The organism is Cobetia sp. 1CM21F (genome assembly GCF_023161745.1).
Lineage (GTDB): Bacteria > Pseudomonadota > Gammaproteobacteria > Pseudomonadales > Halomonadaceae > Cobetia > Cobetia amphilecti.
In genome coordinates this window covers 851,946-874,259 of sequence record NZ_JALNTQ010000002.1, presented here as the reverse complement: position 1 = coordinate 874,259, position 22,314 = coordinate 851,946, and the positions used below count along the sequence as shown (strand labels likewise).

The 22,314-nt window shown below is 63.7% G+C and carries 21 protein-coding genes; 19 read left to right on the top strand and 2 right to left on the bottom strand.

The genetic code is table 11. The features are described 5' to 3' along the window. The first annotated feature begins 96 nt into the window (after positions 1–96). The 4 genes from MSG32_RS09420 (at position 97) to MSG32_RS09405 (ending at position 2,974) form a co-directional block, all read left to right on the top strand. Entirely contained in the window at positions 97–558 is a 462-nt protein-coding gene (locus MSG32_RS09420) for an NfeD family protein (RefSeq protein WP_248379254.1), read from the top strand. A gap of 102 nt (positions 559–660) precedes the next feature. Next, positions 661–1,686, top strand: coding sequence for an SPFH domain-containing protein (locus MSG32_RS09415; protein ID WP_043337056.1), 1,026 nt, complete (start codon positions 661–663; stop codon positions 1,684–1,686). Between the two features lie 82 nt (positions 1,687–1,768). Beyond that, positions 1,769–2,218, top strand: a complete 450-nt coding sequence (locus tag MSG32_RS09410) for a nucleoside deaminase (protein WP_107336621.1) — start codon at positions 1,769–1,771, stop codon at positions 2,216–2,218. A 219-nt stretch (positions 2,219–2,437) separates the two neighbouring features. Then, a complete protein-coding gene (locus tag MSG32_RS09405) occupies positions 2,438–2,974 on the top strand; it encodes a hypothetical protein (protein ID WP_248379253.1) in 537 nt (178 codons plus the stop codon). A gap of 259 nt (positions 2,975–3,233) precedes the next feature. Here MSG32_RS09405 and MSG32_RS09400 read toward each other — a convergent pair whose 3' ends face one another. Next, positions 3,234–3,437 carry a cold-shock protein gene (locus tag MSG32_RS09400; protein WP_043335501.1) on the bottom strand — a complete coding sequence of 68 codons (204 nt, stop codon included), beginning with the start codon at positions 3,435–3,437 and terminating at the stop codon, positions 3,234–3,236. Positions 3,438–3,684: 247 nt separating this feature from the next. Between MSG32_RS09400 and MSG32_RS09395 the strand changes: the two genes are divergently transcribed. From MSG32_RS09395 to MSG32_RS09360, 8 genes are all read left to right on the top strand, one after another. After that, entirely contained in the window at positions 3,685–4,524 is an 840-nt protein-coding gene (locus MSG32_RS09395; protein WP_248379252.1) for a 2OG-Fe(II) oxygenase family protein, read from the top strand. A gap of 218 nt (positions 4,525–4,742) precedes the next feature. Next, positions 4,743–5,168 carry a TM2 domain-containing protein gene (locus tag MSG32_RS09390; protein ID WP_192838469.1) on the top strand — a complete coding sequence of 142 codons (426 nt, stop codon included), beginning with the start codon at positions 4,743–4,745 and terminating at the stop codon, positions 5,166–5,168. 127 nt (positions 5,169–5,295) lie between these two features. Then, positions 5,296–5,721, top strand: coding sequence for a hypothetical protein (locus MSG32_RS09385; protein ID WP_054554953.1), 426 nt, complete (start codon positions 5,296–5,298; stop codon positions 5,719–5,721). Further along, the gene (locus MSG32_RS09380) at positions 5,718–6,434 is read left to right on the top strand and encodes a divalent cation transporter (protein ID WP_248379251.1); all 717 of its coding nucleotides are present in this window, start codon (positions 5,718–5,720) and stop codon (positions 6,432–6,434) included. The genes MSG32_RS09385 and MSG32_RS09380 overlap by 4 nt, the downstream gene beginning before the upstream one ends. Before the next feature lie 98 nt (positions 6,435–6,532). Beyond that, positions 6,533–7,117: an exopolysaccharide biosynthesis protein gene (locus tag MSG32_RS09375; protein WP_043335511.1), complete on the top strand. Its 585-nt coding sequence runs from the start codon at positions 6,533–6,535 to the stop codon at positions 7,115–7,117. A 300-nt stretch (positions 7,118–7,417) separates the two neighbouring features. Continuing rightward, the gene (locus tag MSG32_RS09370; RefSeq protein WP_043335514.1) at positions 7,418–8,062 is read left to right on the top strand and encodes a LysE family translocator; all 645 of its coding nucleotides are present in this window, start codon (positions 7,418–7,420) and stop codon (positions 8,060–8,062) included. A gap of 67 nt (positions 8,063–8,129) precedes the next feature. Continuing rightward, positions 8,130–8,666, top strand: a complete 537-nt coding sequence (locus MSG32_RS09365) for a hypothetical protein (protein WP_043335517.1) — start codon at positions 8,130–8,132, stop codon at positions 8,664–8,666. Between the two features lie 113 nt (positions 8,667–8,779). After that, positions 8,780–9,862 carry a hypothetical protein gene (locus tag MSG32_RS09360; protein WP_248379250.1) on the top strand — a complete coding sequence of 361 codons (1,083 nt, stop codon included), beginning with the start codon at positions 8,780–8,782 and terminating at the stop codon, positions 9,860–9,862. 158 nt (positions 9,863–10,020) lie between these two features. On the opposite strand, the gene MSG32_RS09355 is transcribed toward MSG32_RS09360, so the two are convergent. Further along, the gene (locus MSG32_RS09355; RefSeq protein WP_248379249.1) at positions 10,021–12,003 is read right to left on the bottom strand and encodes a transglycosylase SLT domain-containing protein; all 1,983 of its coding nucleotides are present in this window, start codon (positions 12,001–12,003) and stop codon (positions 10,021–10,023) included. Between the two features lie 274 nt (positions 12,004–12,277). Between MSG32_RS09355 and MSG32_RS09350 the strand changes: the two genes are divergently transcribed. The 7 genes from MSG32_RS09350 (at position 12,278) to MSG32_RS09320 (ending at position 21,906) form a co-directional block, all read left to right on the top strand. Then, complete coding sequence (locus tag MSG32_RS09350) at positions 12,278–12,616, top strand: YkvA family protein (protein WP_107335278.1); 339 nt, start codon at positions 12,278–12,280, stop codon at positions 12,614–12,616. Between the two features lie 240 nt (positions 12,617–12,856). Then, entirely contained in the window at positions 12,857–13,243 is a 387-nt protein-coding gene (locus tag MSG32_RS09345; protein ID WP_248379248.1) for an MAPEG family protein, read from the top strand. Further along, complete coding sequence (locus MSG32_RS09340; RefSeq protein ID WP_248379247.1) at positions 13,243–14,418, top strand: PaaI family thioesterase; 1,176 nt, start codon at positions 13,243–13,245, stop codon at positions 14,416–14,418. The genes MSG32_RS09345 and MSG32_RS09340 overlap by 1 nt, the downstream gene beginning before the upstream one ends. Before the next feature lie 330 nt (positions 14,419–14,748). Beyond that, positions 14,749–16,632 carry a molecular chaperone HtpG gene (gene htpG, locus MSG32_RS09335; protein WP_248379246.1) on the top strand — a complete coding sequence of 628 codons (1,884 nt, stop codon included), beginning with the start codon at positions 14,749–14,751 and terminating at the stop codon, positions 16,630–16,632. Positions 16,633–17,048: 416 nt separating this feature from the next. Further along, the gene (locus MSG32_RS09330) at positions 17,049–18,032 is read left to right on the top strand and encodes a glucosaminidase domain-containing protein (RefSeq protein WP_248379245.1); all 984 of its coding nucleotides are present in this window, start codon (positions 17,049–17,051) and stop codon (positions 18,030–18,032) included. Between the two features lie 57 nt (positions 18,033–18,089). Beyond that, positions 18,090–20,174, top strand: a complete 2,085-nt coding sequence (locus tag MSG32_RS09325) for an AAA family ATPase (protein ID WP_248379244.1) — start codon at positions 18,090–18,092, stop codon at positions 20,172–20,174. After that, positions 20,167–21,906 (top strand): protein adenylyltransferase SelO, encoded by a 1,740-nt coding sequence (locus MSG32_RS09320; protein ID WP_248379243.1) that lies wholly within the window; start codon positions 20,167–20,169, stop codon positions 21,904–21,906. The genes MSG32_RS09325 and MSG32_RS09320 overlap by 8 nt, the downstream gene beginning before the upstream one ends. Positions 21,907–22,314: the final 408 nt, after the last annotated feature.

Here is a 22,314-nt window from a genome sequence, read left to right as displayed (position 1 = left end):
GGTTTACTCAGGCTGCGCTCGTTGCGTTGGTGGCAGCGTATTCTTCCAATCTCTCGGCCGCGCAGGGCGGGAGTCAGGACCTCAGGGAGTGATTGCATGGTCGGTTTGGCGGCGTGGCATATCTGGGTCATCCTCGCGCTGATTCTGGCGGGGCTTGAGCTGCTGGGCGCGCAGTTCGTGCTGCTGGCACTGGGTGTCAGTGCCCTCGGGGGCGCTCTGGCGGCGGGGCTGGGGGCGGGACTAAACATCCAGTTGATCAGCGTCGCGATCACGGCCCTGGTGCTGGTGCCGCTGTTCGTGCGCAAGATCCATCCCTATCTGTTGCCCAAGACGCCCTACGGCACCCTGGGCAGCGGCGCGGAGACCGGGCAGCTGGCCAAGGTGATCATCGGCAACGGTGGCAAACCTGCCGTGCGCGTGTCAGGCAATGAGTATCCGCTACGCTGGGAGGGGGAGACGCCGCCGGCAGCGGGGGATACGGTCAGGATCGTCAGCGTTGAAGGCATCACCGTCTGTGTCGAGCCTGTCTCGAAGGAAAGTGGCACAAAGACACCATGAGATCGCGGCTCGACGGCGCGGTCGTGGTGGTAGCGGGTCAAGCGTGATCGGATATCTCACAAGGGCTTGCGCATACGGCCCAGTTCAAGGGAGTTGAGCAATATGATTATCAGTCCGGGACTCATCATCATTCTTTTCATACTGGCGCTGGTGGTAATCCTGCTGGCAAAGGGATTGATGATCGTCCAGCAGTCAGAAGCTGTCGTCATCGAACGCCTCGGCAGCTACAGCCGCACACTGGAATCCGGCGTGAATCTGGTGATTCCGTTCATCGACAAGCCGCGCTCCATCACCATTCGCCGTTATCGTGAGGTCAAGGGCGACAACCTGCCGTTGGTGGTGGAGGAGACGCGCATCGATCGCCGTGAGACGGTGATGGACTTCCCCGGCCAGAGCGTGGTGACGACGGACAACGTCACCGTGACCGTCAATGGCGCGCTCTATTTCCAGATCGTCGATCCCAAGCGCGCCGTCTATGAAGTCGAGAACTTCACCCAGGCCGTCGAGGTCCTGGCCAAGACCAGCCTGCGCTCCGAGATCGGTCGCATGGAGCTCGACAAGCTCTTCGAGAGCCGCAAGGAGGTCAACGACGCCTTGCAGATCACCATGGATGAAGTCGGTGACAAGTGGGGCGTCAAGGTGACGCGCGTCGAGATCCAGGACATCAGCATGCCCGAGGAAGTCGAGGACGCCATGCGGCTGCAGATGGCGGCCGAGCGCAAGCGTCGCGCCACGGTGACCGAGGCCAATGGCCAGCGCGAAGCTGCCATCGCGACCGCCGAGGGCGAGAAGCAGTCTTCGGTACTGCGCGCCGAGGGTGACAAGCAGGCCGCGATTCTGCGCGCCGAAGGTGAGCGTCAGGCCATCTATCAGCTGCGCGATGCCATCGGTGCGGAAGACCCGCAGCTGGTGGTCGGCTACATGCTGGGCCAGAAATATCTGCAGGTGCTACCGGACATGGCGCGCGAAGGTGATCGCGTCTTCATTCCCTACGAGGCCTCTGCCTTGCTGGGTGCCATGGGCAGTTTCCGCGAGCTTGCCACTGAAGTCGGTGAGCCCACCAATGCCAGCAATGAAGGGCTGAGACGCGCCCGTCAGATGATGACTGGCGAAGCGGGCCTGGGCTGAGTGTATTGTGCCGAGCAGTGAGTGGCAGTAGGCTGCCGCTCCACTGAATATTCACCGCATCTGGAGCAAGACGATGACAGCAATGACTACCGATCATGAGCGCTTCCTGCAGGCCGCCATTGAAGAGGCGGAAAAGGGCTATGCGGCTGGCGGCGTGCCGATCGGCTCGGTACTCGTCCATGATGGCAAGATCATCGGTCGTGGCCACAATCAGCGCCAGCAGAAGGGCAGCACGGTGTTGCATGGTGAAATGGATGCACTGGAAAACGCCGGTCGCCTGCCGGCCAGCGTCTATCGTGAATCCGTGCTCTACACCACGCTGTCACCGTGCCCGATGTGCAGTGGTGCCATCCAGCTCTACGGTATCCCGCATGTCGTGGTCGGTGAGAACCACACCTTCATGGGCGCGGAAGACCACCTGCGTGGCCTGGGCGTCAAGGTCGATGTGGTCGACAACGCGCGCTGCCGCGAGCTGATGGCGACCTTCATTCGCGAGCAGCCGGACGTCTGGAACGAAGATATCGGTGAGTGATCGCGGCGCGGTTTTAGTGGTAGCTGATGGAAAATGGTGTTCGTTAACACTATTCTGCTGTGAAAAGGGCGGAATGCTTGAAAAGCTGTCGGTCTGGCACCATATCTTGGGTATCAGGCGCCAAGCCACGCTTTCGCTTGCATGACTACACGACCTTTGTTGCAATGCCACTTGCAGGAAACAGGGGCTGGCAACTCCCCACCTATCATGGAGAAGACGATGAAACTCAAGCAATGGATGATTCCCGCACTGGCCGCTGGCCTGTCTCTGGCCATCGCTGGTTGCGATAACGGCGATACTGACAAAGCTGCCCAGAACGCCGAGACCTCTGCCGAGCAGGCTGAACAGAGCGCCGATCAAGCGACTGACGCCGCTGCCGAGAAGATGGACGAGGCAGCTGACGAAGCGGCTGCAGAGATGGATGACGCTGCTGACAAGGCCGACAGCATGGCTGACGACGCTGCCGAATCCGCCGATGCCATGGGCGATGAAGCTGCCGCCGAGAGCGAAAGCGCCCTCGACGCGACCAAGAACGCTGCTTCCGAGACCTATGAGTCCGCCAAGGAAGGTGTCAACGACGCTGCTGACGCCACTGCCGATGCTGCCAAGAACGCCTATGAATCCACCAAGGAGCAGGCTGCCGAGCTGACCGACTCCGCTGAACAGTCTGGCGACAACGCTGCTGCCGAAGCGAACGAGAAGATCAACGCTGCGCAGCAGGATGCCAACGAGTCCATCGACGAAGCGCAGCAGTAATCACTGGCCAGCGAATGCTGGCGTGATGCCCGTCGCAAGCCGTGTCACTGGCTGAGTGCGAGTGACATGGCCGCCGATACAAGAACGCCGCGCCCCTTTGGGTCGCGGCGTTCTTGTTGATGGCGACTCTTCGATAAGCGTGGGTCAGGCCAAGGCCTGGCCACAAAAAAGCCCGCCAGAAGGCGGGCTTTTCCATGACTATCTTGCTGCCATCATCAGGGCGCCGGTGAGGGCGGCCTGACCAGGCTGATCGAGAAGATCAGACCGGCTTGATGTTTGCGGCCTGAAGGCCTTTCTTGCCCTGGGTGACGTCGAAGGAAACCTTCTGACCGTCTTGCAGGGACTTGAAGCCTTCTGCCTGAATTTCAGAGAAGTGCGCGAACAGGTCGTCGCCGCCGTCGTCCGGAGAAATGAAGCCGAAACCTTTGGTGTCGTTAAACCACTTGACTGTGCCAGTTGCCATGATTCTTTCCTTGCTTACGAGATGATGTTGGTGGTCTGCCCATCAGACCAGAGTGCGTTGGTGCGGCTAGGGGGAATTCCACCAGAGAGACGCGTTGCGTCCAGCGACGACATCCTTTCCTGCTTGACCTACGCATGCAGCCTAGGCTGCACGTGCTCGCTTCCATTCGAACAGAAAGTTGTCGTATTGGCGACTCCTTCCGGCTCAAGTAGGATGCTCACACAGAGCCAACATAGATGGAAATGCCATGAAGGTCCAGAACGTAGATTACCGCTCGGCCGATGCAGCCGAAAAATTTGTCGAATCCCTGCGCACGACGGGCTTCGGTGTCATCCGCAATCACCCGATCTCTCATGAATTGGTCGAGAAGATCTACGCCGAATGGGCCGAATTCTTCTCCAGCGCCGACAAGCTTGACTGGCGGTTCGACCCCAAGACCCAGGATGGACTGTTCCCGGCAGATGTCTCCGAGACCGCCAAGGGCCATACGGCGCGTGATCTCAAGGAGTATTACCACATCTACCCGTGGGGCAAGATTCCGGACAGCCTGCGCGAGAATGCCATGGAGTATTACCGCCAGGCCGAAGCCTTCGCGGCAGAGCTTCTGAGCTGGGTCGAGGCCCATTCACCTGCCGAAGTGGCCGAGCTCTACCGTGAACCGCTCTCCAATATGATCAAGGGCAGCGGTCAGACGCTGCTGCGCGTGCTTCACTACCCGCCGATGACCGGCAGTGAAGAGCCGGGCGCCGTCCGTGCCGCGGCGCATGAAGACATCAATCTGCTGACCGTGCTGCCGGCAGCCAACGAGCCGGGCCTGCAGGTGATGGACGTCAATGGCGAATGGATGGACGTGCCCTGTGATCCGGGTCAGCTGGTCATCAATGTCGGCGACATGCTCCAGGAGACCAGCGGCGGCTACTTCCCGTCGACCACGCACCGCGTGATCAACCCGACCGGCGAGGGCTCCAGCCAGTCACGTCTGTCGTTGCCGCTGTTCCTGCATCCGCGCCCCGAAGTGGTACTGTCTGACAAGCACACGGCGGACTCCTACCTCAAGGAGCGTCTGCGCGAGCTGGGCGTCATCTAGCGCCGGCTGCGGCCTGGCTTTCGTTCCCGGCCTGGCTTTCGCTCCCGGGAGCGATGAAGAGACACCTGCTGATCCGACGCCATCCGCGCCAGTGCGCGGGTGGCGTTGTCGTTTCCGGGCGTGGCCTCTGGCGGCAGAAGGCTTGATTCATCGGCGCCAAGACCGCATTGACAGTATTCGCAATCATGATCTGCCGCATCGCGGCTAAGGCTTCACTGATGACCACATCGCCTGTTGTACAGGACACGCATTCCAAGACCATGGGCTATCTGCTGTGGATCTTCGGTTTCCTCGGCGCGCACCGTTTCTACTATGGCAAGCCGGTCACCGGCACCATCTGGCTGTTCACCTTCGGGTTGCTGGGTATCGGCTGGTTGATCGACCTGTTCCTGATTCCGGCGATGGACCGCGAGGCGGACTTCCGTTTTCGCGAAGGCCCGATCAATTACTCGCTGAGCTGGATTCTGCTCACCTTCCTGGGCGTGTTCGGCATCCACCGCATGTACATGGGCAAGTGGCTGACCGGCTTGCTCTACCTGTGCACCGGTGGGCTGTTCTTCATCGGCGTGCTGTATGACTTCTGGACACTCAATGACCAGATATCGCTGCGCCATGCCGAGCAGACGCCGGCCACCCAGCGCTAGAGATCACGCCTGCGTTGCATCCAGCGGGACGGAAGTGACGTAGCAGGAAAGGCAGTGTCGAGTTTTCGCATGTTCTAATGTGCTGGGGCTCGGATGTTTTCATCAACATGACGACAAGGAAGTGAACATGATCTGGTTGAAAGCCTTCATCGCCGCCTTTCTGGCGACTCTGATCTTCCATCAGGGCCTCTTCGGGCTCTTCTATCTGGCCGATATCCTGCCCAAGGCGCCCTACAACATGACGCCTACCGGGCCGCTGGGCGTTCCGTCAGTGCTCTCGCTGGCCTTCTGGGGCGGGTTGTGGGGGCTACCGCTGTGGGCATTGGTGCGCCGCAGGACGGGCGTCAGCCATTGGCTGATCAGCCTCGTCTTCGGTGCAGTCGGCCCGACGGCCGTGGCCATGCTGGTCGTCTTTCCGCTCAAGGGGATCGAGGTCGCGCCGCTGATGGTGGTCGGTGGTCTGATCCTGAATGGCGCCTGGGGCGTCGGCACCAGCCTGTTGATGCGTGTGCTGGGCGCGCGACCGAGTCCTGCAGCCCCGACGACAGCATGATGGGATCGATTCCGTGGACCATGGTGGCGCTCGCCTGGGCTGCCGGGTTGTGCATGCCGCTGGGTGGCGTGATCGCCCAGCTGGAGCGCAGTCACGAGAGTCACGTCAAGCGCAGCTGGCTGGCGGGGATCACCGCGCTCGGCGGCGGCATTCTGTTGGCCGCCGTCTCACTGGTGCTGGTACCGCATGCCATGCAGGCGCTATCCATCGCGGCGCTGTTGGGGCTGTTCCTGCTGGGCGCGCTGATCTTCATGCAACTGGACCGCTGGCTGGCGCGCGGTGGCGGCGCCAAGGGCGAGTTGCTGGCGATGCTGATGGACTTCATCCCCGAGGCGATCGCACTGGGTGCACTGGCCTCTGCCTCTCCCGCCGCGGCGATGTTGCTGGCACTGTTCATCGCGGTGCAGAACCTGCCGGAAGGCTTCAATGCCTACCGTGAGCTGGAAGGGGCCGGGCTGACGGCGCGTCAGGGGCTCGGGGCCTTCGTGCTGCTGTCACTGCTGGGCCCGCTGGCGGCATTGGCCGGCCATCTGTGGCTTGCGGATGCGCCGGGCGTGCTGGGCGGACTGATGGCCTTCGCCGCCGGCGGCATTCTCTATCTCGTCTTCCAGGACATTGCGCCCCAGTCGCGGGTGGCGCATCACTGGTCACCGCCATTGGGCGCCTCGCTGGGGTTCATGATCGGCATGCTGGGCGATCGCCTGGTCGGCTGACGATCAGCTGACGATTCACCGTGGCGGGGCGGCACCAGCTGACCCGCCACGGCTCGAGACCTTCACACCCTCCGTCATCTTCCCGATAGGGAGCTCGCATGAGCAAGCACGCCAATGAAGGCAACCTCACGGGGTTGCTGGAAGAGCTGGACCGCGAGATCGAAGGGGATATCTCGCTGGGCGACATTCTGGAGCACTTCAACTCCCGGGGCTTCGGCCCCTTGCTGGTATTACCCGCCTTGCTGGTACTGCTGCCGACCGGGGCGATCCCCGGCGTACCGACGACCTGTGCGCTGTTCATCGTGCTGATCGCGGGTCAACTGTTGCTGGGGCGCAAGATGCCGTGGTTGCCACGCCGGCTGGCGCGCTTCAGTTTCGAGCATCAACGCCTGACCCATGGCGTCGAGCGGGCAAGGCCCTGGACACGACGCCTCGATCGTCTGCTCAAGCCACGCCTGAGCTTCATGACGCGCGGCATTGCCTATCGCGGTATCGCGGCGCTGACCATCCTGCTGGCCACGGCCATGGTGCCGCTGGAGCTGGTGCCCTTCGCCGCAGCCTTGCCAGCGGCAACCTTGCTGCTGCTGGGACTGGGGCTGATCGGGGAGGATGGCCTGGTCATCCTGCTGGCCTTGCTGGTGCTGCTGCTGGATATCGCCACGGGGTTCTGGTTGGTAGGTTGAAGGCTGCGTTGGTCGCTCAACAGCGACGCAGCGTATTTTAGGAGTCGAGGCTCGTATCCTTGATGACGCGAGTTGGCTTCTGCATGCCATCAGCTGCGGGTTCATGAGAGCGCCTGCGCCGTTATGTAGCAACGCAGTAAGACAAAAGACTGAAGTGCACCATTCAGAGGCAAACCAGGCTGTCATCTTGGTGTGGATGGCTTTGCAGGCTGGCCGTGCTCGCCTAGACTGGTCGCCTGTTCAGTGCCATGGGGGCACGAATTCGGCTACTGAAGCGGGTCTGTCGCAAGGACGTTCGTCATGTTTGATTTCATCCAGTTCGATGCTGCCTTCTGGTCCTTCGTGGTGGCCATCACCTTGCTGACGGTCACGCCCGGGGTCGACACCCTGCTGGTGATTCGCAATACCTCGCGCGGCGGCCTGCGTGACGGCGTGCTCACCAGTCTCGCGATCTGTGCCGGCCTCTTCGTGCACGCGCTGGTGTCGTCGGCGGGCATCTCGCTGATCCTGTTGCAGTCGGCATGGGCGTTCTCGGCCCTCAAGCTGGTCGGAGCGGGCTATCTGATCTGGCTGGGCATCAAGAGTCTCAAGAGTGCGCGGCGCGCGCGCGGGCTGAATGTCGACGTCAGCGTGACACGTCAGCAGGTATCGTGCTGGCTGCCGTTGCGTGAGGGCTTCCTGTCCAATGTGCTCAATCCCAAGACGGTGGTGTTCTACATGGCCTTTCTGCCGCAGTTCATCGCGCCGACCGACCCGGCCGTGCTCAAGTCATTGTGGCTGGCGGGTGTCCACTTCGTGATCGCCAACCTCTGGCAGATCAGTGTGGCGCTGATGGTCGGTGGAGCAGGGCGCTGGCTGGCAAGGCCGCGGGTCGCCTGCTGGATGGAAGGCATCACCGGGTCCGTCATGGTGCTGCTGGGGGCACGGCTGGCGCTAGGCCGCTAGGGATGAGCGGCCACTGCCAACATCGCAACGGAGCGCATGGGATGACGGTTCGTATCCTTGATGACACATGGATCCTGTGACATTGACTCTGGCGGCCTTTCTCAAGGTCGTCACGCACCTGGAGGCTCGGGATATCAGTGATGTCTACGATTCCCGCGTACAGCAGGTACGGGTGCTTTACTACGGTTACACCATCGACTTCCGCCACCAGCTGTGGCGCATCGATGATGAGTCGGTCTGTGCACATCTGGAAAAGACCGGTACCGCCGTCGAGCAGCGCGAGTGCTCGCGCATGGCCAGCCGACTGTTCGTCGAGACCTGTCATGCCTTGCAGCGCCGGGGGCGGGCGGCGCATATCGACACCCGCACCATGTATTGCAAGGCCGCAGCGACCTTCAAGCCCCGGCGCGACCCCTATGCGGGCATGACGCCGGCAGAGCGCAAGGCACGCAAGGCGCTGGAAGCGGCGCATCGAGAAGCCGAGCAGGCCTGCAACCGCTACGTGCTGGATGCCCTGTCCTCGAATTCTCTGGAGATCCTGCGTCTGCGGCAACGCTACTGCGACAAGAGCAATCGATTGGCAGCACGGCTCGAACAACAATGATGCCCGGGCCGGTGCCGACGCCTGCCCGAGCCAACGACAGCAGCGGCACAGTGCTGCATTCATGACATGAAGACCGGCCCATCAAGGCTGGCATTGGCAGGGAACGCAATCGGATGAGTCTTTCACATACCCTTCGTCGCCGCCTGGGCGGGTTGAGTGCCGTGGTGCTGGTGGTCGCCGGGATAGCGGCCTGGCTGTACGCCGTCGATGAGGGGCGCTGGGTCGGTCGCGTGACCACGCGCCCCGAAACGCTGAATCTCGAGTCGGTGGAGCAGGGCAACCTGCCGGTCAATCAGTTCGTCTCGCTGCGCAATCACTGGGCGGTCTATCGCGAGCACACCGAGACCTTCCGCCTCGATGCCAATGCAGACGGGGGGCGCCGCATCGAGACGCTCTATTATCCGGTCATCTCTGACATGAACCCCTATCTGCTGGAATTGGCCGGTCTGTCACGCGCCTTCGGGGGCATCGATGGCATCCCCTCGGAAGAATGGCCGCGCATCGAGCGCATGGGCGTGCTGGTGCGAACCGACTCCGTGCAGAGCCTGGAAAACGTGCCGCCGCTGATCGAGTTCCCCGATGGCCTGTTCGGCACCGTATTGCACGCCGAGACGGACCTGCCGGGCGATGAGCGCTCCCTGTTGGCCGAGCGCTGGCCCGACATCGATCTGTCGCGTGTGATCATCATCAATGCCGGCCACCGCCCCGGCAATGTCTGGGCGATGATCGTCTATGGCGTGCTGGGCACGCTCTGCTGGGCACTGGCGGTCTGGCTGATGGTGCGAATGATGCGTACGCCGCGCGTCACGCGCTCCCAGCCCTTGGCCTATTCCGGCCGAGCGGCAACGGAGCCGGTGGTGTCGCAGGCATACCCGAGCAGCGAGGCTGAGGGCGACGGGGCGTCTCAGCCCTATGCGCCTCGCACCCATGCAGCATCTCAGCCCTATGCGGCATCTCAGGCCCATGACGACACACCACAGCCCCAGGGCGCTCCCGGCAAGCGCCAGGGCTGGCGTGGCAAGGGCAAGGGAGGCGACGAAGGGCGACCTCTGAGCTATGCCGAGGCGCTGGGGCGTTACACCCCTCAGCAGAAGCCACCGTTCGGCAATGGTGTGGCCGCCTCGCGACCGGGAGAAGCCAAGGGCGAGAGTCAGTCCGGGTCCTCGCCCGCCATTCGTCCACGTCGCGATGACTGACTGAACGAATGGCTGAAAGAATGGCGGAAGGGCGCAATGAGCTCTGTCGCCATGGACCATGATGCCATGGGCCCTGACGCCATGGGCCCAGTGCCATGGAAACGAAAACGCCAGCCCCAAGGGGCTGGCGTTTTCGTTGCTGGATGCTGCTGCTCGGCTCAGCGGCGATCCACCAGTGCGGTGGTGTAGCGCTGGCTGACTTCGCGCTCGCTGACCACCTTGACGCCCTCGCTGGTGCCCTTGGCCAGGCTTTCGAAGATCACGCGGTAGGCCAGCACGGCCTTGACGTATTCGCGGGTCTCCTTGAAGGGGATACGCTCGACGAAGCGGTCGTATTCGCCCGGGGTGTCGGCGAGCCAACGATCGACGCGTCCCGGCCCGGCGTTGTAGGCCGCGGCGGCGGCCAGGCGGTTGCCTGAGTAGCGGTCCAGCATCTCGCGGATGTAGGTGCTGCCAAGACGGATATTGGTGACCGGATCACCCAGCGCCGCGTTGCTGGGCGTGGGCAGCCCCAGGCCGCGGCTGACCTGAGCGGCGGTGCCCGGCATCAGCTGCATCAGGCCGCGTGCGCCCACCGGCGAGGTGGCGGTGGGGTTGAAGGCGCTCTCGCGACGCGCGAGTGCCATCAGCATCCACGGGTCGACGCCGGCATCGGCACCGAAGCGCTGGAAGTCCTGCTGCCAGGCCGGCGGGAAGCGCCAGGAAAGGCCATCCCACAACTGGCCGCGGATGGTGGCGAAGACGGTCAGGTCATACCATTTCTGCTGCAGTGCATAGTCTGCCAGACGGCGAGCATCGGCGTCATCCGCCTGGGTGACGGCGTTGAACCACTCGGAGCGAGCCAGACCGATCTCGTCGATGTTCATCAGCGCCCTGACACGCTTGACGGCCGGCGTCTCGGCGACCTCGGCCAGTTCCGCGTCGGAGAAGTCCTGGTCATCGCGATTGAGCGAGTAGGCCTGGCCGATACGGTCGGCGGCCAGGAAGCCGTAGAAGTTGCGCTCGGTTGCGGCGCGCGTCCAGGCGGCGCGTGCTTCCTGCGGGCGACCCAGGCTGTCATCGGCACGCCCCAGCCAATACTGGTAGCGGGCTTCGTTGCGGAAGCGGTCCGGCATCTTCAACACCCATTCACGCACCTGCGGCCAGTCGCCATCGCGCACCGCGTTGCGCATGCGCAGATCGAACAGCTCCTCGTCATCGAGGATGGTCAGGCGCTGATCGACCCAGCCGCGGTTGTTGGGGATGTCGCGCACCAATGAATACCAGGCCAGGTCGCGTTCGACGGTGTGGCGCTGTTCATCACTCATCGGCATGTGCGGATTCACCTTGCGCCAGGCTTCCAGCGCGGCCTCGGTGTCGGCACGCACGAAGCCATGCATGGCGGCGACACTCAAGGCGGCGAAGGCATGTCCGCCGTGGCCGAGGTCGGTCGGCAGGCGCGTGATGGCGGCAAAGTTGCCCTCCAGTTGCTCGCGTGCCGCGATGGCCCGCTGCCAGCTGCTGGGCAGCTGGCGCTCGAGATAGCTGACCATGCCACCCTGGCCGGCAGCCCAGGCGAGCATGGCGCGTTCCCAGATGGCTTGATCATCGATCACGCCACGCTCGCGCAACGCCGAGAACAGCGGATCACAGGCCGAGTCCTGCGAGCCGGAGACATGCCAGAGCTTCAGGCCGCCTTGCGATGCGCTCGCGACATCATTGCTCAGCTGCGCCGTGTAGTAATAGCACTGGCGCTGCGCGCCCGCCGGCACGCCATCGCTGACTTCCAGCAGGGCATCATGACGGCCGGTACGCCCGTAGGCGGAGATCGCCTGGCCTCGCATCCACTCGGCCAACGGCGAGTCTGCGTGACGCTCGATGAAGGACAGCACTTCCGCGGCGGTGGCGTACGGCAGGCGGGCCTTGAGCTGGTGATACTCGATGTAGCCTTCCAGCACGTGGCCATTGACGGCGACCTGCTGAATCTCGTCAAAACGCTTGGCGCGGGCATCATCGAAGGCGGCGCGGAAGCTCTGGTCACTGGGAGTGGCGGCCTGCAGGGGCAGGCTCAGTCCCAACAGCAGGCCTAGGCCGGTGAGGTGCCGCAGCGCCGCGAAGCGACGGCTGCCACGGGGTCGGAGTGTTTGCTTGCCTGGTGTCACCTGGGACTCCTGCGACTGTCGGTAAAGGGGGCGTGGACTGGCTGCGACCTTGTGGTGGCGGTTCAGTGCCCCGATGTTGAACAAGTGCCCCGATATTGGCTATCAGGGGTTGCCGATTCAGTAACGATAGTGGCTATCGTGGCAGTGGTCGGCGCTGAATAACAGCACCATCTGATACTGATAGTGAATTATCCGAGAGTGATATCGCGGCTGTGCTGCCGCGAAGATGGCAAGCTCAGTAAACGAAATTTGTGCTACCCGTGAGGAGTCCACTATGGGCAAGGCATTATGGTTGACGCGATTGTTTGGCCGCCGACATGTGCTGGGCAAGGCAGGCGCCGCCTTGCGCACCATGGGGCCCTTGCTGCGCGACGTGGTGAGCGGTCGTTATCGCCCGGTGCCGTGGAAGGCGCTGGGGTTGGCGGCCGGTGCCTTCATCTATCTGGTCTCGCCGCTGGATCTGATCCCGGATCTGCTGGTGGGGCTGGGGATTCTCGATGATCTGGTGATCGTGACCTGGTTGCTCGGCAAGCTCGATGATGCGCTGGCCGACTATCGCCTGTGGCGTGGCGAGATTCCCGAACCTGATCCCTCCGAGCCGCCGACTCCCTGAAGGCGTGCAGCGTGGAAACTCCATTCCTCTACCAGCCCTGATGCTGGCACTGGCCATTGGCCGCATGGCAGGGACGCCGCGACCCTGCCATGCTCGTGACACGCTATCAAACACCAGTTTGAATTGGCGTGCTGTCAGCGTCTGATCTGCCGTTTATCACAGGGCGGCGCACCGTTTGTTCACAAACGAGAAGCGCCGCTGTGGCAACGCCCTGAACAACGCCTTTCAAGGATATTCTGCATGCTGATCTATGCCTGCCTGCTGTTTGCCGCACTGATGCTGGTGCTGACCAAGGTGCCGGTCGCCTGGGCGCAACAGCGAACCGGACGTTACGACAACCATGATCCGCGCGCGCAGCAGCGTGAGCTGACGGGCTTCGGGGCCCGCGCGCTCGCCGCGCACCAGAACACCATCGAAGCCTTTCCGCTGTTTGCCGCCGGGGTACTGGTCAGCGTGATCACCGCGCCGGGCGCGCCCATCGCGACCACGCTGGCGGTGATCTTCGTGCTGGTACGACTGGGCTATTGGGGCTGCTATCTGGCCAACATCGCCCCGTTGCGCTCCCTGCTGTGGGGCGTCGGCTATCTGGTCTCCCTCACATTGATGGCGATGCCGCTGTGGATGTGATGCATGCAGTGCCGCAGAGCCTGCTGGGGCTGGCCGTCAATCCCGCTGACGTGCCGGCTGCGGGTGGCGTATTGGATGACGCCAGCTGGGCGCGGGCGCTGACCGGATTCCTGAGTTTCATTCCGCACACGGCGCGCTTGAACGTCAGGGTCGAGGAGGTCGCCGCGCCGGCCATCCGCATGCAGCTGCCGTGGCAACCGGCCTTGATCGGCGATCCGCACCGCAGGCTGGTGCATGGCGGTGTGCTGACCATGTTCGCCGATACGCTGTGCGGCAGTGCCGTCCTCACGGGGCTGTCGGCACCGGAAGTCTGCCCGACGCTGGATCTGCGCCTCGATCACTACCGACCCGGCGTCGAGGGCCTGGCGTTGGTGGGCGAGGCGCGCGTGCTGCGGGTCACGGAATCGATGGTGTTTACCGAGGCGCAGATCTGGCAGCAGCCAGGCAAGATCCTGTGTCGTGCGATCGGCAACTTCGTCAGGCTCGGCGAGCGCAATACGCCCAGCGGCTTTGCCGAGGCGCTGCTGGCGGCGGCCAATGCTCAAGCCCCCGCGAATCCTTCCACGGACGAGTCGGAACCGCTGGGGCAGTCAGCACAGGCAGCACAGCCAGCAGGCGAGAAAACCGAGGCGCAGGCGCCGCACGATGCCCAGGACCCGCGCGGCCTGCTCAGTGCGCGGCGTTTCGTCGAAGGGCAGCGCACTCACGCCGACCTGGCGGCGCTGCTGGCGAGTCTGCCCTACGCGCAGGCGATCGGGCTTGGGCTGTGTGCCATTGACGGGCAGCAGGCGGGCGCGGCCAGCGATGTCGAGCTGCATCCTGAGCAGGCGCTGAGCTATTCCATGGCGGCGATGCCCGACAATGTCGGCAACCCGATGCTGCCGGCGGTGCATGGCGGCGTGCTGGCCGCGGCAATGGAAACCGCCGCGACGCTTGAGGTGCTCAGGCGGCATGGGCGGGGCGGGCGTGAAGCGCGCCTGCCCAAGCTGATCGATTTCTCCATCGACTATCTGGCCACGGCGCGCGGCGATCAGGTGACGCGCATCGACTGTGAAGTGATGCGCGAAGGCCGGCGAATGACCAATGTGCGCGTCAGCGCCTGGCAGAAATCCCGCGAGCAACCGGTCGCCAGCGCGCGCATGCACTTCGTGCTGGAATCACTCGCCTCCCCGTGATGGGCAGGCGATGTCTGCTCCGCAAGCCTCATACCTCAAAGCGCGTCCCCGATGGCTACTTCCTCGTTGGCTTCCTTCGTTGGCTCCCTCCGATGGTACTCGGGGAGCCGCTTGGGTGTTTCTGTGGCACACGCCTGGCGCGTATGGCGCAATCATCTGTCGCTAGTGCCTTGAAATCCCTCACCCTTGCCCCATATCTGATCCACGAGCGCTTCCTTCGATCTGCCACCAAGAAAGGCAGGCGTCGGCGAGCCGGTTCCATTGTTGCGGGGGCGCTCTGGCCACCGCGAATCTTCTTTTCAGGCATCCACGACATAGAGGTCCTTTTCGATGACGACCGCCACTCACACCGAAACGCATGGCTTCCAGACAGAAGTGAAGCAGCTGCTTCACCTCATGATCCACTCGCTGTATTCCAACCGCGAGATCTTCCTGCGCGAGCTGGTCTCCAACGCGGCGGATGCCTGCGACAAGCTGCGCTACCAGGCGCTGGACAACGATGCCCTCTACGGCAACGACAGCGAACTGCGCATCGAGATCGAGCACGACGCCGAGGCGAAGACCATCACCCTGCGTGACAACGGCATCGGCATGAGCCGTGACGATGTGGTCGCCAACCTGGGTACCATCGCGCGCTCCGGTACCGCCGAGTTCATGAAGAACCTGTCGGGTGACCAGCAGAAGGATTCGCGTCTGATCGGTCAGTTCGGGGTCGGCTTCTACTCCGGCTTCATCGTCGCCGACGAGATCACCGTGCGCACCCGTCGCGCCGACCTGGGCGCTGATCAGGGCGTCGAGTGGACCTCACGTGGCGAAGGCGAGTTCAGCGTCGCCGACATCGAGCGCGCCGAGCGCGGCACCGAGATCGTGCTGCACCTCAAGGACGATGCCATCGAGTTCGCTGACGATCATCGTCTGCGCAACCTGGTCACCAAGTACTCCGACCATATCGAACTGCCGGTGCGCATGAAGCGCGTCGAGAAGGACGAGGAAGGCAACGAGCAGGTCCACTGGGAAACCGCCAACTCCGCCACCGCGCTGTGGGTGCGCTCCAAGTCCGAGGTCAGCGACGAGGAGTACAAGAACTTCTACAAGCACGTCTCGCATGACTTCTCCGATCCGCTCAGCTGGAGCCACAACAAGGTCGAGGGCAAGCTTGAGTACACCAGCCTGCTGTTCGTGCCGGGCCGTGCGCCGTTCGACCTCTACCAGCGTGATGCCGCGCGTGGCCTGAAGCTCTACGTGCAGCGCGTCTTCATCATGGACGACGCCGAGCAGTTCCTGCCGCTGTACCTGCGCTTCATCAAGGGCGTGCTGGACACCAACGACCTATCGCTGAACGTCTCGCGTGAACTGCTGCAGCAGGACCCGCAGGTCGACAAGCTCAAGTCCGCGCTGACCAAGCGTGGCCTGGACATGCTCAAGAAGCTGGCCAAGGACCCCGAGCAGTACCAGACCTTCTGGAACCAGTTCGGCTCCGTGCTCAAGGAAGGCCCGGCGGAAGACTTCGCCAACCGCGAGAAGATCGCCGAGCTGCTGCGCTTCTCCACCACCGAGACCGACAGCGCGACCCAGGACCAGTCACTGGCCCAGTACGTCGAGCGCATGAAGGAAGGCCAGAGCAAGATCTACTACCTGGTCGCCGACAGCTTCAATGCCGCCAAGTCCAGCCCGCACCTCGAGATCTTCCGCAAGAAGGGTATCGAAGTCCTGCTGCTGACCGACCGCATCGACGAGTGGCTGATGAGCCACCTCACCGAGTTCGACGGCAAGTCCTTCGCGGATGTCGCCAAGGGCGATCTCGACCTCGGCGATGTCGAGAACGAAGAAGAGAAGAAGGCCCAGGAAGAGACCGCCAAGGCCAAGGAAGATCTGGTCAAGCGCGTCAAGGAAGCGCTGGCCGAGAACGTTCAGGAAGTGCGCATCACGCACCGCCTGACCGATTCCCCGGCCTGCGTGGTGCTGCCGGAGCACGAGATGGGCTACCAGATGCGCAAGATGATGGAAGCCGCTGGTCAGCCGCTGCCGGAAGTGAAGCCGATTCTCGAGCTGAACCCGGAGCACGCTCTGGTCACGCGTCTGGAAGGCGGTGAAGGCGATTACTTCACCGATCTGGCACACGTGCTGCTCGATCAGGCCATCATCGCCGAAGGCGGTGCGCTGGAAGAGCCGGCCGCTTACGTGCGCCGCCTGAACAGCATGCTCAGCGCCTGAGACGGCGGAACGATCGAGCCACTGGCTTGATCAAGCATGTCCGCAACGACGCCCTCGCAGCCTATGCTGCGGGGGCGTTTTGCGTTGGGTGTGTCGTCAGCGATAGCGTCCAGTGCGAGGTGCAAGGTGTGCAGGGCAGGAAGGCGGCAGGGTAGGAAGGGAGGAAGGGGAAAGGGAAAAAGAAAAAGGGGAGGAAGCGTAGAGAGCACAGAGAGCGCGCCGCGTCAGTGGCGCGAAAGGCGGGCATCGCCTGGCGGTCTGTCGGTGACAGACGACAGGGCTTGCCGTGTCTTTCCTCGCTTGGCCGACCGCACCATCTTCTCGCCCACGCGTTTTTAGGGTTTCATGCAGCCTCATGAGATACGCTGATGGTATCTCGCGTCTTGCTACTGCATCCCTCTCGATGAGCGCAGCACATGACTTACCTACCTTTCTCTGCGGGTTGGCTGACTGGCGGAGTGCGTGGCCTGCCACGCCTGTCTGCGTGGGCCTGGCCGCGGCGCTCGTGGCGCCTGAGCCCTGTTCGTCTGGGCTCTGTTCGTCCGGGCTCTGTTCGTTTGGGCTCTGTTCGTCCGGGCTCTGTTCGTCTGGGCTCTGTCCGTCTGGGCTCTGTTCGTCTGGTCAGCGCCGCCTTGCTGCTGGTGATGGGGCTGGGTTCGATGGCGCAGGCGGCGCGGCTGGATGATGAGCTGCTGGCCCGTGACAAGACCCATCAGATGCCGGACCTGCGACCCTATCCCGCGGGCAACCAGCGCAAGGTCGCATTCTTCGAGCTGATGATTCCGCTGGTGGTGGCCGAGAATCAGCGTATCGCCGAGCAGCGCGACTGGTTGCTGGCGATGCGCAAGCGCGCCGGGGACGGAGGGCGTGACTACAGCGAGTGCGAGCAGGAGCGTCTCAACGGCCTGTGTGACCAGGCCAATCTGCCTTGTGACGTCACGCGCGAGGACATCGGCGTCAGCTGGACGCGCCTGCTGCTGCGCATCGATACCCTGCCGCTGGATATGGTGCTGGTGCAGGCCATCGAGGAGTCGGGCTGGGGGACGTCGGGCCATGCCCGTGAGGGCAACAATCTGTTCGGCATGCGCTGTTTCTCGCGCGGCTGCGGTATCGGGCCGCCGGGGCGTGAATATCGGCGTTTCGAGAGTCTGGAGGCCGGCATCGCCGCCTATTTCGACAATCTCAACTCCCAGCGCAGCTACGCCGAGCTACGTGAGCTGCGCGGGCGTCTGCGCAACGCGGGCCAGCCGGTGCGCGCCGAAGACCTCATCCCGACGTTGAGTGCCTACTCGACGCGGGGCAATGCCTACTTCACCACGCTCTATGATCTGTTGCGCTGGAATCGTGGCCTGATGCGTACCGTGCGTGAGCGCCTCGCGGCCAATGGCGCGCTGTCCTAGTCATGATCGCGCAGCGAAGGTCTTGCCCCCCGCGCTGACAGGGGGGATCATGCCGCCATGCATCTGAGCAATGATCAACGGCGAATTCTCGCCCATCCCTTTCCCTCGCGCCTGCGCGATCGCACGCCGGCCAACAGCGCCGAGCACAGCGATTGCGTGGTGGTGCGTGCCTGTGCCGGCAGCGGCAAGACCGTGCTGATGGTCGAGCTGGCGCGTACCTATGCCGACGAGACCCTCATCTACACCTCGCTCAACCCGGCGGTGGCCGGGCGGACCGCCAGTCAGCTGCCCGCCAATGTTCAGTCGCTGTCGCTGCATCAGCTGGCGCGTCAGGCCTTGATGGAGGAGTACGGCGACAAGCTCAAGCGGCAGCCCGACATCACGCGCCGTCTGGCGCCGCAGAGTCTCAGCTGGCTGGGCAGTCTTTCCAGCCAGTCGCGCAGCCTGATCGCCCAGGGCCTGAACACCTTCTTCGCCGAGAGCGACGCGGTGCCGATGCCGGAGCATCTGCCTGAAGGCGTGGCACAACGGCTGAGCGCCAATGAGCTGCGCCAGCTGGTCGAGAGCATGCGGCTGGTGTGGGAGTGTCTGCTGGACCCCGCCGATCATCAGCAGAGCCTGTCGTTCAACGCTCTGCTCAAGCTGTGGTCGCAGCATGGCCAGTCGCTGGAGGCCGACCTGGTGATGCTGGATGAGGCGCAGGACGCCACGCCAGCGTTGCTGGCCATGTTGCGTCGCCAGCGCTGCGACCTGCTGCTGATCGGCGACCCGCATCAGAGCCTGTCGCGTCAGGTGGAAGGCATGAGTTCGCTGGATTCGCCGCTGCTGGCCGATGCCACCGTCTACTCGCTGCCCGGCGCCTGGCGCTTCGGGCCGGCATTGGCGGCGCTGGGCACGGGGTTGGCGGCCTGTTCGCCCACCGCCCGCGAGCAGGCCATGAGCGGCCTCGGCCCGGCGACCCGTCTGGCGCTGCCCGCGGTGCGTGAGGCATTGCTGCACTCCGGCAAGCGCCATGCGGTGATCAGTGCCGGCCCGGTGGCAGCGCTGGGGGAGGCGCTGTCACTGCATCAGCGCGGCATCGCGGTGGCCTGGCTGGACGGCATCGAAGGCTATCCGCTGGCGGGGCTGCTGGATCACTGGCGACTCTGGCGCGCGCATCAGATGGCCGAGCAGGGCGACAGCGCGAGTCAGCGTGAGTGGTGGCGACTGCTGCCTCCCTCACTGACACGGCTCGGTCAGACCCCGGCGCAGGTGCTGGGGGCTCTGACGCGTCTCGATGATCATCAGGCGCGCAGCCTGCATGAGCTGGCCTCCTGGTATGCCCAGGCGCCACTCGATCAATGGATCGGTGAGCTGCGCAAGCACGATGGCGACCTGCAGGCCGCCATCGTCAGTGCTCACTCGCGGGGACAGTCGGTCGAGCTGCCCACGGTCATGCTGGGGACGGTGTTCCGCGCCAAGGGTCTCGAATTTGATTGCGTGGTGCTGGCCGATGATCTGGCACTGCCAAGCGCGCGCCAGCAATTGCCCAATCAGGTGCTGGTCACCAATCTCAGCTACACCGCCGCCACGCGGGCACGCCAGCTGCTGGTGCTCAATGAGCGCCTGAGCCACTGGTGGCAGGCGCAGGGCGAGAGTGAGCGCTTCCCTCTGCTCGAGGCACTGCCGCAGGCCTGGCTGAGCGAGTCCACGCATGGCGTGCAGGCGCCGCACCCATGGTGGGGCAAGGCACGTCTGTCGGAGTTGGCGCTGACACCGCGCAAGCGCCTGCTACTGCGCCGTCATGAGAGCTCGCTTGAGAAGAGCTCGCTTGAGGGCACGTCTGCCGCGGTGTCGCCCGCGGCTAACACGCGCGATCAGGCGCCAGCCACGGGCGCTCCTGCCAGTCATGCTCAGCACCTGGCTCATGCTCAGCACCTAGGCCATGCTCGGGACTCCGACGATGCCCTGCAGGCGCTCAAGCGTCAGGCACGCACCGACACGACGGCGCGCAAGCTGTATGAAATGGCCAGCAAGCTGCCGCCCGGGCGACCCTCCGGAGGCCTGCGCAGCCTGTTGACCCCGAGCGACGCCGCCGCGTCCACTTCTTCCCCCAGCGAGTCGCCGACCTCCGGCGGCCCGACGGAGCCTCTTGATGAGTGAGTTTGCCCCTACGCCCGCCGCGCACGTGCACGACCTGGCGGCGCTGCGCTTCAACAATCGCTATGCCCGCCTGCCGGAGCACTTCTTCACGCGTGTTGCCCCGCAGCCGCGACAAGGCACGCGCCTTGCCGATGTGAGTCCTGACTGCGCCCGCCTGCTGGGGCTGGAGGCGCCCTTGACCTCTGACGCTTCCAGCGAGGAGGCGCTCGAGCAGCTGCGCCTCCTGATGGCCGGTGAGCAGTTGCTGCCGGGCATGGACGCATTGGCCCAGAAATACACTGGCCATCAGTTCGGTCACTACAACCCGCAGCTCGGCGACGGGCGTGGCATTCTGCTCGGCGAGCTTGAGACCGAACACGGCAAGACCTTCGATCTGCATCTCAAGGGTGCCGGGCGTACGCCTTACTCGCGCTTCGGCGATGGTCAGGCGGTGGTGCGCTCCAGCGTGCGTGAGTATCTGGCCAGCGAGTACATGGCGGCGCTGGGCATTCCCACCAGCCGCGCGCTGGCGCTGGCGGTGAATGCCGAGCGGGTCCAGCGCGAGACCGTCGAGCCCGGCGCTACCGTGTTGCGCGTCTGCGAGAGCCACCTGCGCTTCGGGCACTTCGAGTGGCTGGCCCATTCCGGCCGGCATGAAGACCTCAAGACGCTGATCGATCACGCCCTGCGGGAGCATTTTTCAGAGTGTCTGCCCGAGGAGCTGACTGAACCTCTGTCTGAGTGTCTGCCCGAGGAGCTGACTGAACCACTGCCGGAAGGCGGCGCGCAGGCAGCGGCGGACCAGCCGCTTGCAGACCAGCCCCTCACAGACCAGGTGCGCGTGACCAGCGCGCTGGCCATGTTCGAGACAGTGATCACTCGCACCGCGAGACTGATCGCGGCCTGGCAGGCCTACGGCTTCGTGCATGCGGTGATGAACACCGACAACATGTCGCTGCTGGGGCTGACCTTCGATTACGGGCCCTACGCCTTCCTCGATGGCTATGAAGAGAATCTAGTGCCGAATCATACCGATCAGGCCGGGCGCTATGGTTTCGCCCAGCAGCCGGGCATCGGGCTATGGAATCTGGAGCGTCTGGGGATCGCGCTGTCGCCGCTGATCGATGTCGAAGCCCTCTCCGCTGCGCTGGGCGCCTATGAGGGCGAGTTGCAGCGCGAATATGCCCGCCTGATGCGCGCGCGTCTCGGGTTGCCGGATGCGCACGATGAGGACATGACGCTGGTGCAGCAGTGGCGCGAGCTGCTGGCGGCCGGCAAGGTCGACTACACCCATGCCTACCGTCTGCTCAGTCATTGGGATGTCACGCAGTCCGCACCGGAAACGCTGGTCGTGCGCCTGGCCGGCGAGCGTGGGCCGCATGGCAACTCGGCCCAGGCGCGCGATGAAGCCTCGGCGTGGCTTGAGCGCTATCAGGCGCGCGTCATGGCCATCGGGCTCTCCGCCGAGGATGAGCGCCAGCGTCGTCTGGCCATGCTCGGCTGCAATCCGCTCTATGTGCCGCGCACGCATCTGCTGCTGGAGGTGATCGCACGGGTCGAGCAGGGCGATGACACTACGCTCAAGGCCTTGCGTCAGCGTCTGACGGCGCCTTTCTTCCGCCCCGAGGAGGGCAGTCTTGAGGCGGCACTGGAGTTGGGGCAGGCGCAGGGCGTGGATGCCGAACTCGTCGATGACTGGACACGGCCACCGGCGGCGAATGCTGCGCCGATCTGCATGAGCTGCTCTTCCTGAGCGGTTCTCATGAAGAGGGCCTGAACTGCCTTGCTTACAGCGCAAGCCATGGCCAGACATCCGCTTGGCGCAATGCAGGAAACACGCGCTGACACTCAAGTCATCGTCACGAAAATGGGATACTGCTGCGGCGGTATCCCATTTTTCATGGCAGACGCTGTGGCAGCCATAAGCTCGAGATTATGCGATGCATAACACAAAGCTGAGCTATTCTTGGTGGGGTGCCTTTTGTAAACTCATTGCAAATCAGTCACTTGGTAGTGTCGCAAGGCGCCTGTCAGCATAAGGCAGCTGTTATGGCTGCCATAACGATAGCTTTATGCTTGATTTTATTGCTTTTTTTGCAATGCAGCGCTTGACCCTGATGCACCGACAAGAAAAGACTGATGCTGGACACTCATCGTGTCG

Coding starts and splice junctions, on each gene's coding strand:
- MSG32_RS09320 (WP_248379243.1), top strand. CDS start 20,167: ATGAGTGAGTTTGCCCCTACGCCCGCCGCGCACGTGCACGACCTGGCG.
- MSG32_RS09415 (WP_043337056.1), top strand. CDS start 661: ATGATTATCAGTCCGGGACTCATCATCATTCTTTTCATACTGGCGCTG.
- MSG32_RS09410 (WP_107336621.1), top strand. CDS start 1,769: ATGACTACCGATCATGAGCGCTTCCTGCAGGCCGCCATTGAAGAGGCG.
- MSG32_RS09375 (WP_043335511.1), top strand. CDS start 6,533: ATGAGCAAGCACGCCAATGAAGGCAACCTCACGGGGTTGCTGGAAGAG.
- MSG32_RS09380 (WP_248379251.1), top strand. CDS start 5,718: ATGATGGGATCGATTCCGTGGACCATGGTGGCGCTCGCCTGGGCTGCC.
- MSG32_RS09400 (WP_043335501.1), bottom strand. CDS start 3,437: ATGGCAACTGGCACAGTCAAGTGGTTTAACGACACCAAAGGTTTCGGC.
- MSG32_RS09390 (WP_192838469.1), top strand. CDS start 4,743: ATGACCACATCGCCTGTTGTACAGGACACGCATTCCAAGACCATGGGC.
- htpG (WP_248379246.1), top strand. CDS start 14,749: ATGACGACCGCCACTCACACCGAAACGCATGGCTTCCAGACAGAAGTG.
- MSG32_RS09405 (WP_248379253.1), top strand. CDS start 2,438: ATGAAACTCAAGCAATGGATGATTCCCGCACTGGCCGCTGGCCTGTCT.
- MSG32_RS09370 (WP_043335514.1), top strand. CDS start 7,418: ATGTTTGATTTCATCCAGTTCGATGCTGCCTTCTGGTCCTTCGTGGTG.
- MSG32_RS09420 (WP_248379254.1), top strand. CDS start 97: ATGGTCGGTTTGGCGGCGTGGCATATCTGGGTCATCCTCGCGCTGATT.
- MSG32_RS09330 (WP_248379245.1), top strand. CDS start 17,049: ATGACTTACCTACCTTTCTCTGCGGGTTGGCTGACTGGCGGAGTGCGT.
- MSG32_RS09395 (WP_248379252.1), top strand. CDS start 3,685: ATGAAGGTCCAGAACGTAGATTACCGCTCGGCCGATGCAGCCGAAAAA.
- MSG32_RS09340 (WP_248379247.1), top strand. CDS start 13,243: ATGCATGCAGTGCCGCAGAGCCTGCTGGGGCTGGCCGTCAATCCCGCT.
- MSG32_RS09360 (WP_248379250.1), top strand. CDS start 8,780: ATGAGTCTTTCACATACCCTTCGTCGCCGCCTGGGCGGGTTGAGTGCC.
- MSG32_RS09350 (WP_107335278.1), top strand. CDS start 12,278: ATGGGCAAGGCATTATGGTTGACGCGATTGTTTGGCCGCCGACATGTG.
- MSG32_RS09325 (WP_248379244.1), top strand. CDS start 18,090: ATGCATCTGAGCAATGATCAACGGCGAATTCTCGCCCATCCCTTTCCC.
- MSG32_RS09385 (WP_054554953.1), top strand. CDS start 5,296: ATGATCTGGTTGAAAGCCTTCATCGCCGCCTTTCTGGCGACTCTGATC.
- MSG32_RS09345 (WP_248379248.1), top strand. CDS start 12,857: ATGCTGATCTATGCCTGCCTGCTGTTTGCCGCACTGATGCTGGTGCTG.
- MSG32_RS09365 (WP_043335517.1), top strand. CDS start 8,130: ATGGATCCTGTGACATTGACTCTGGCGGCCTTTCTCAAGGTCGTCACG.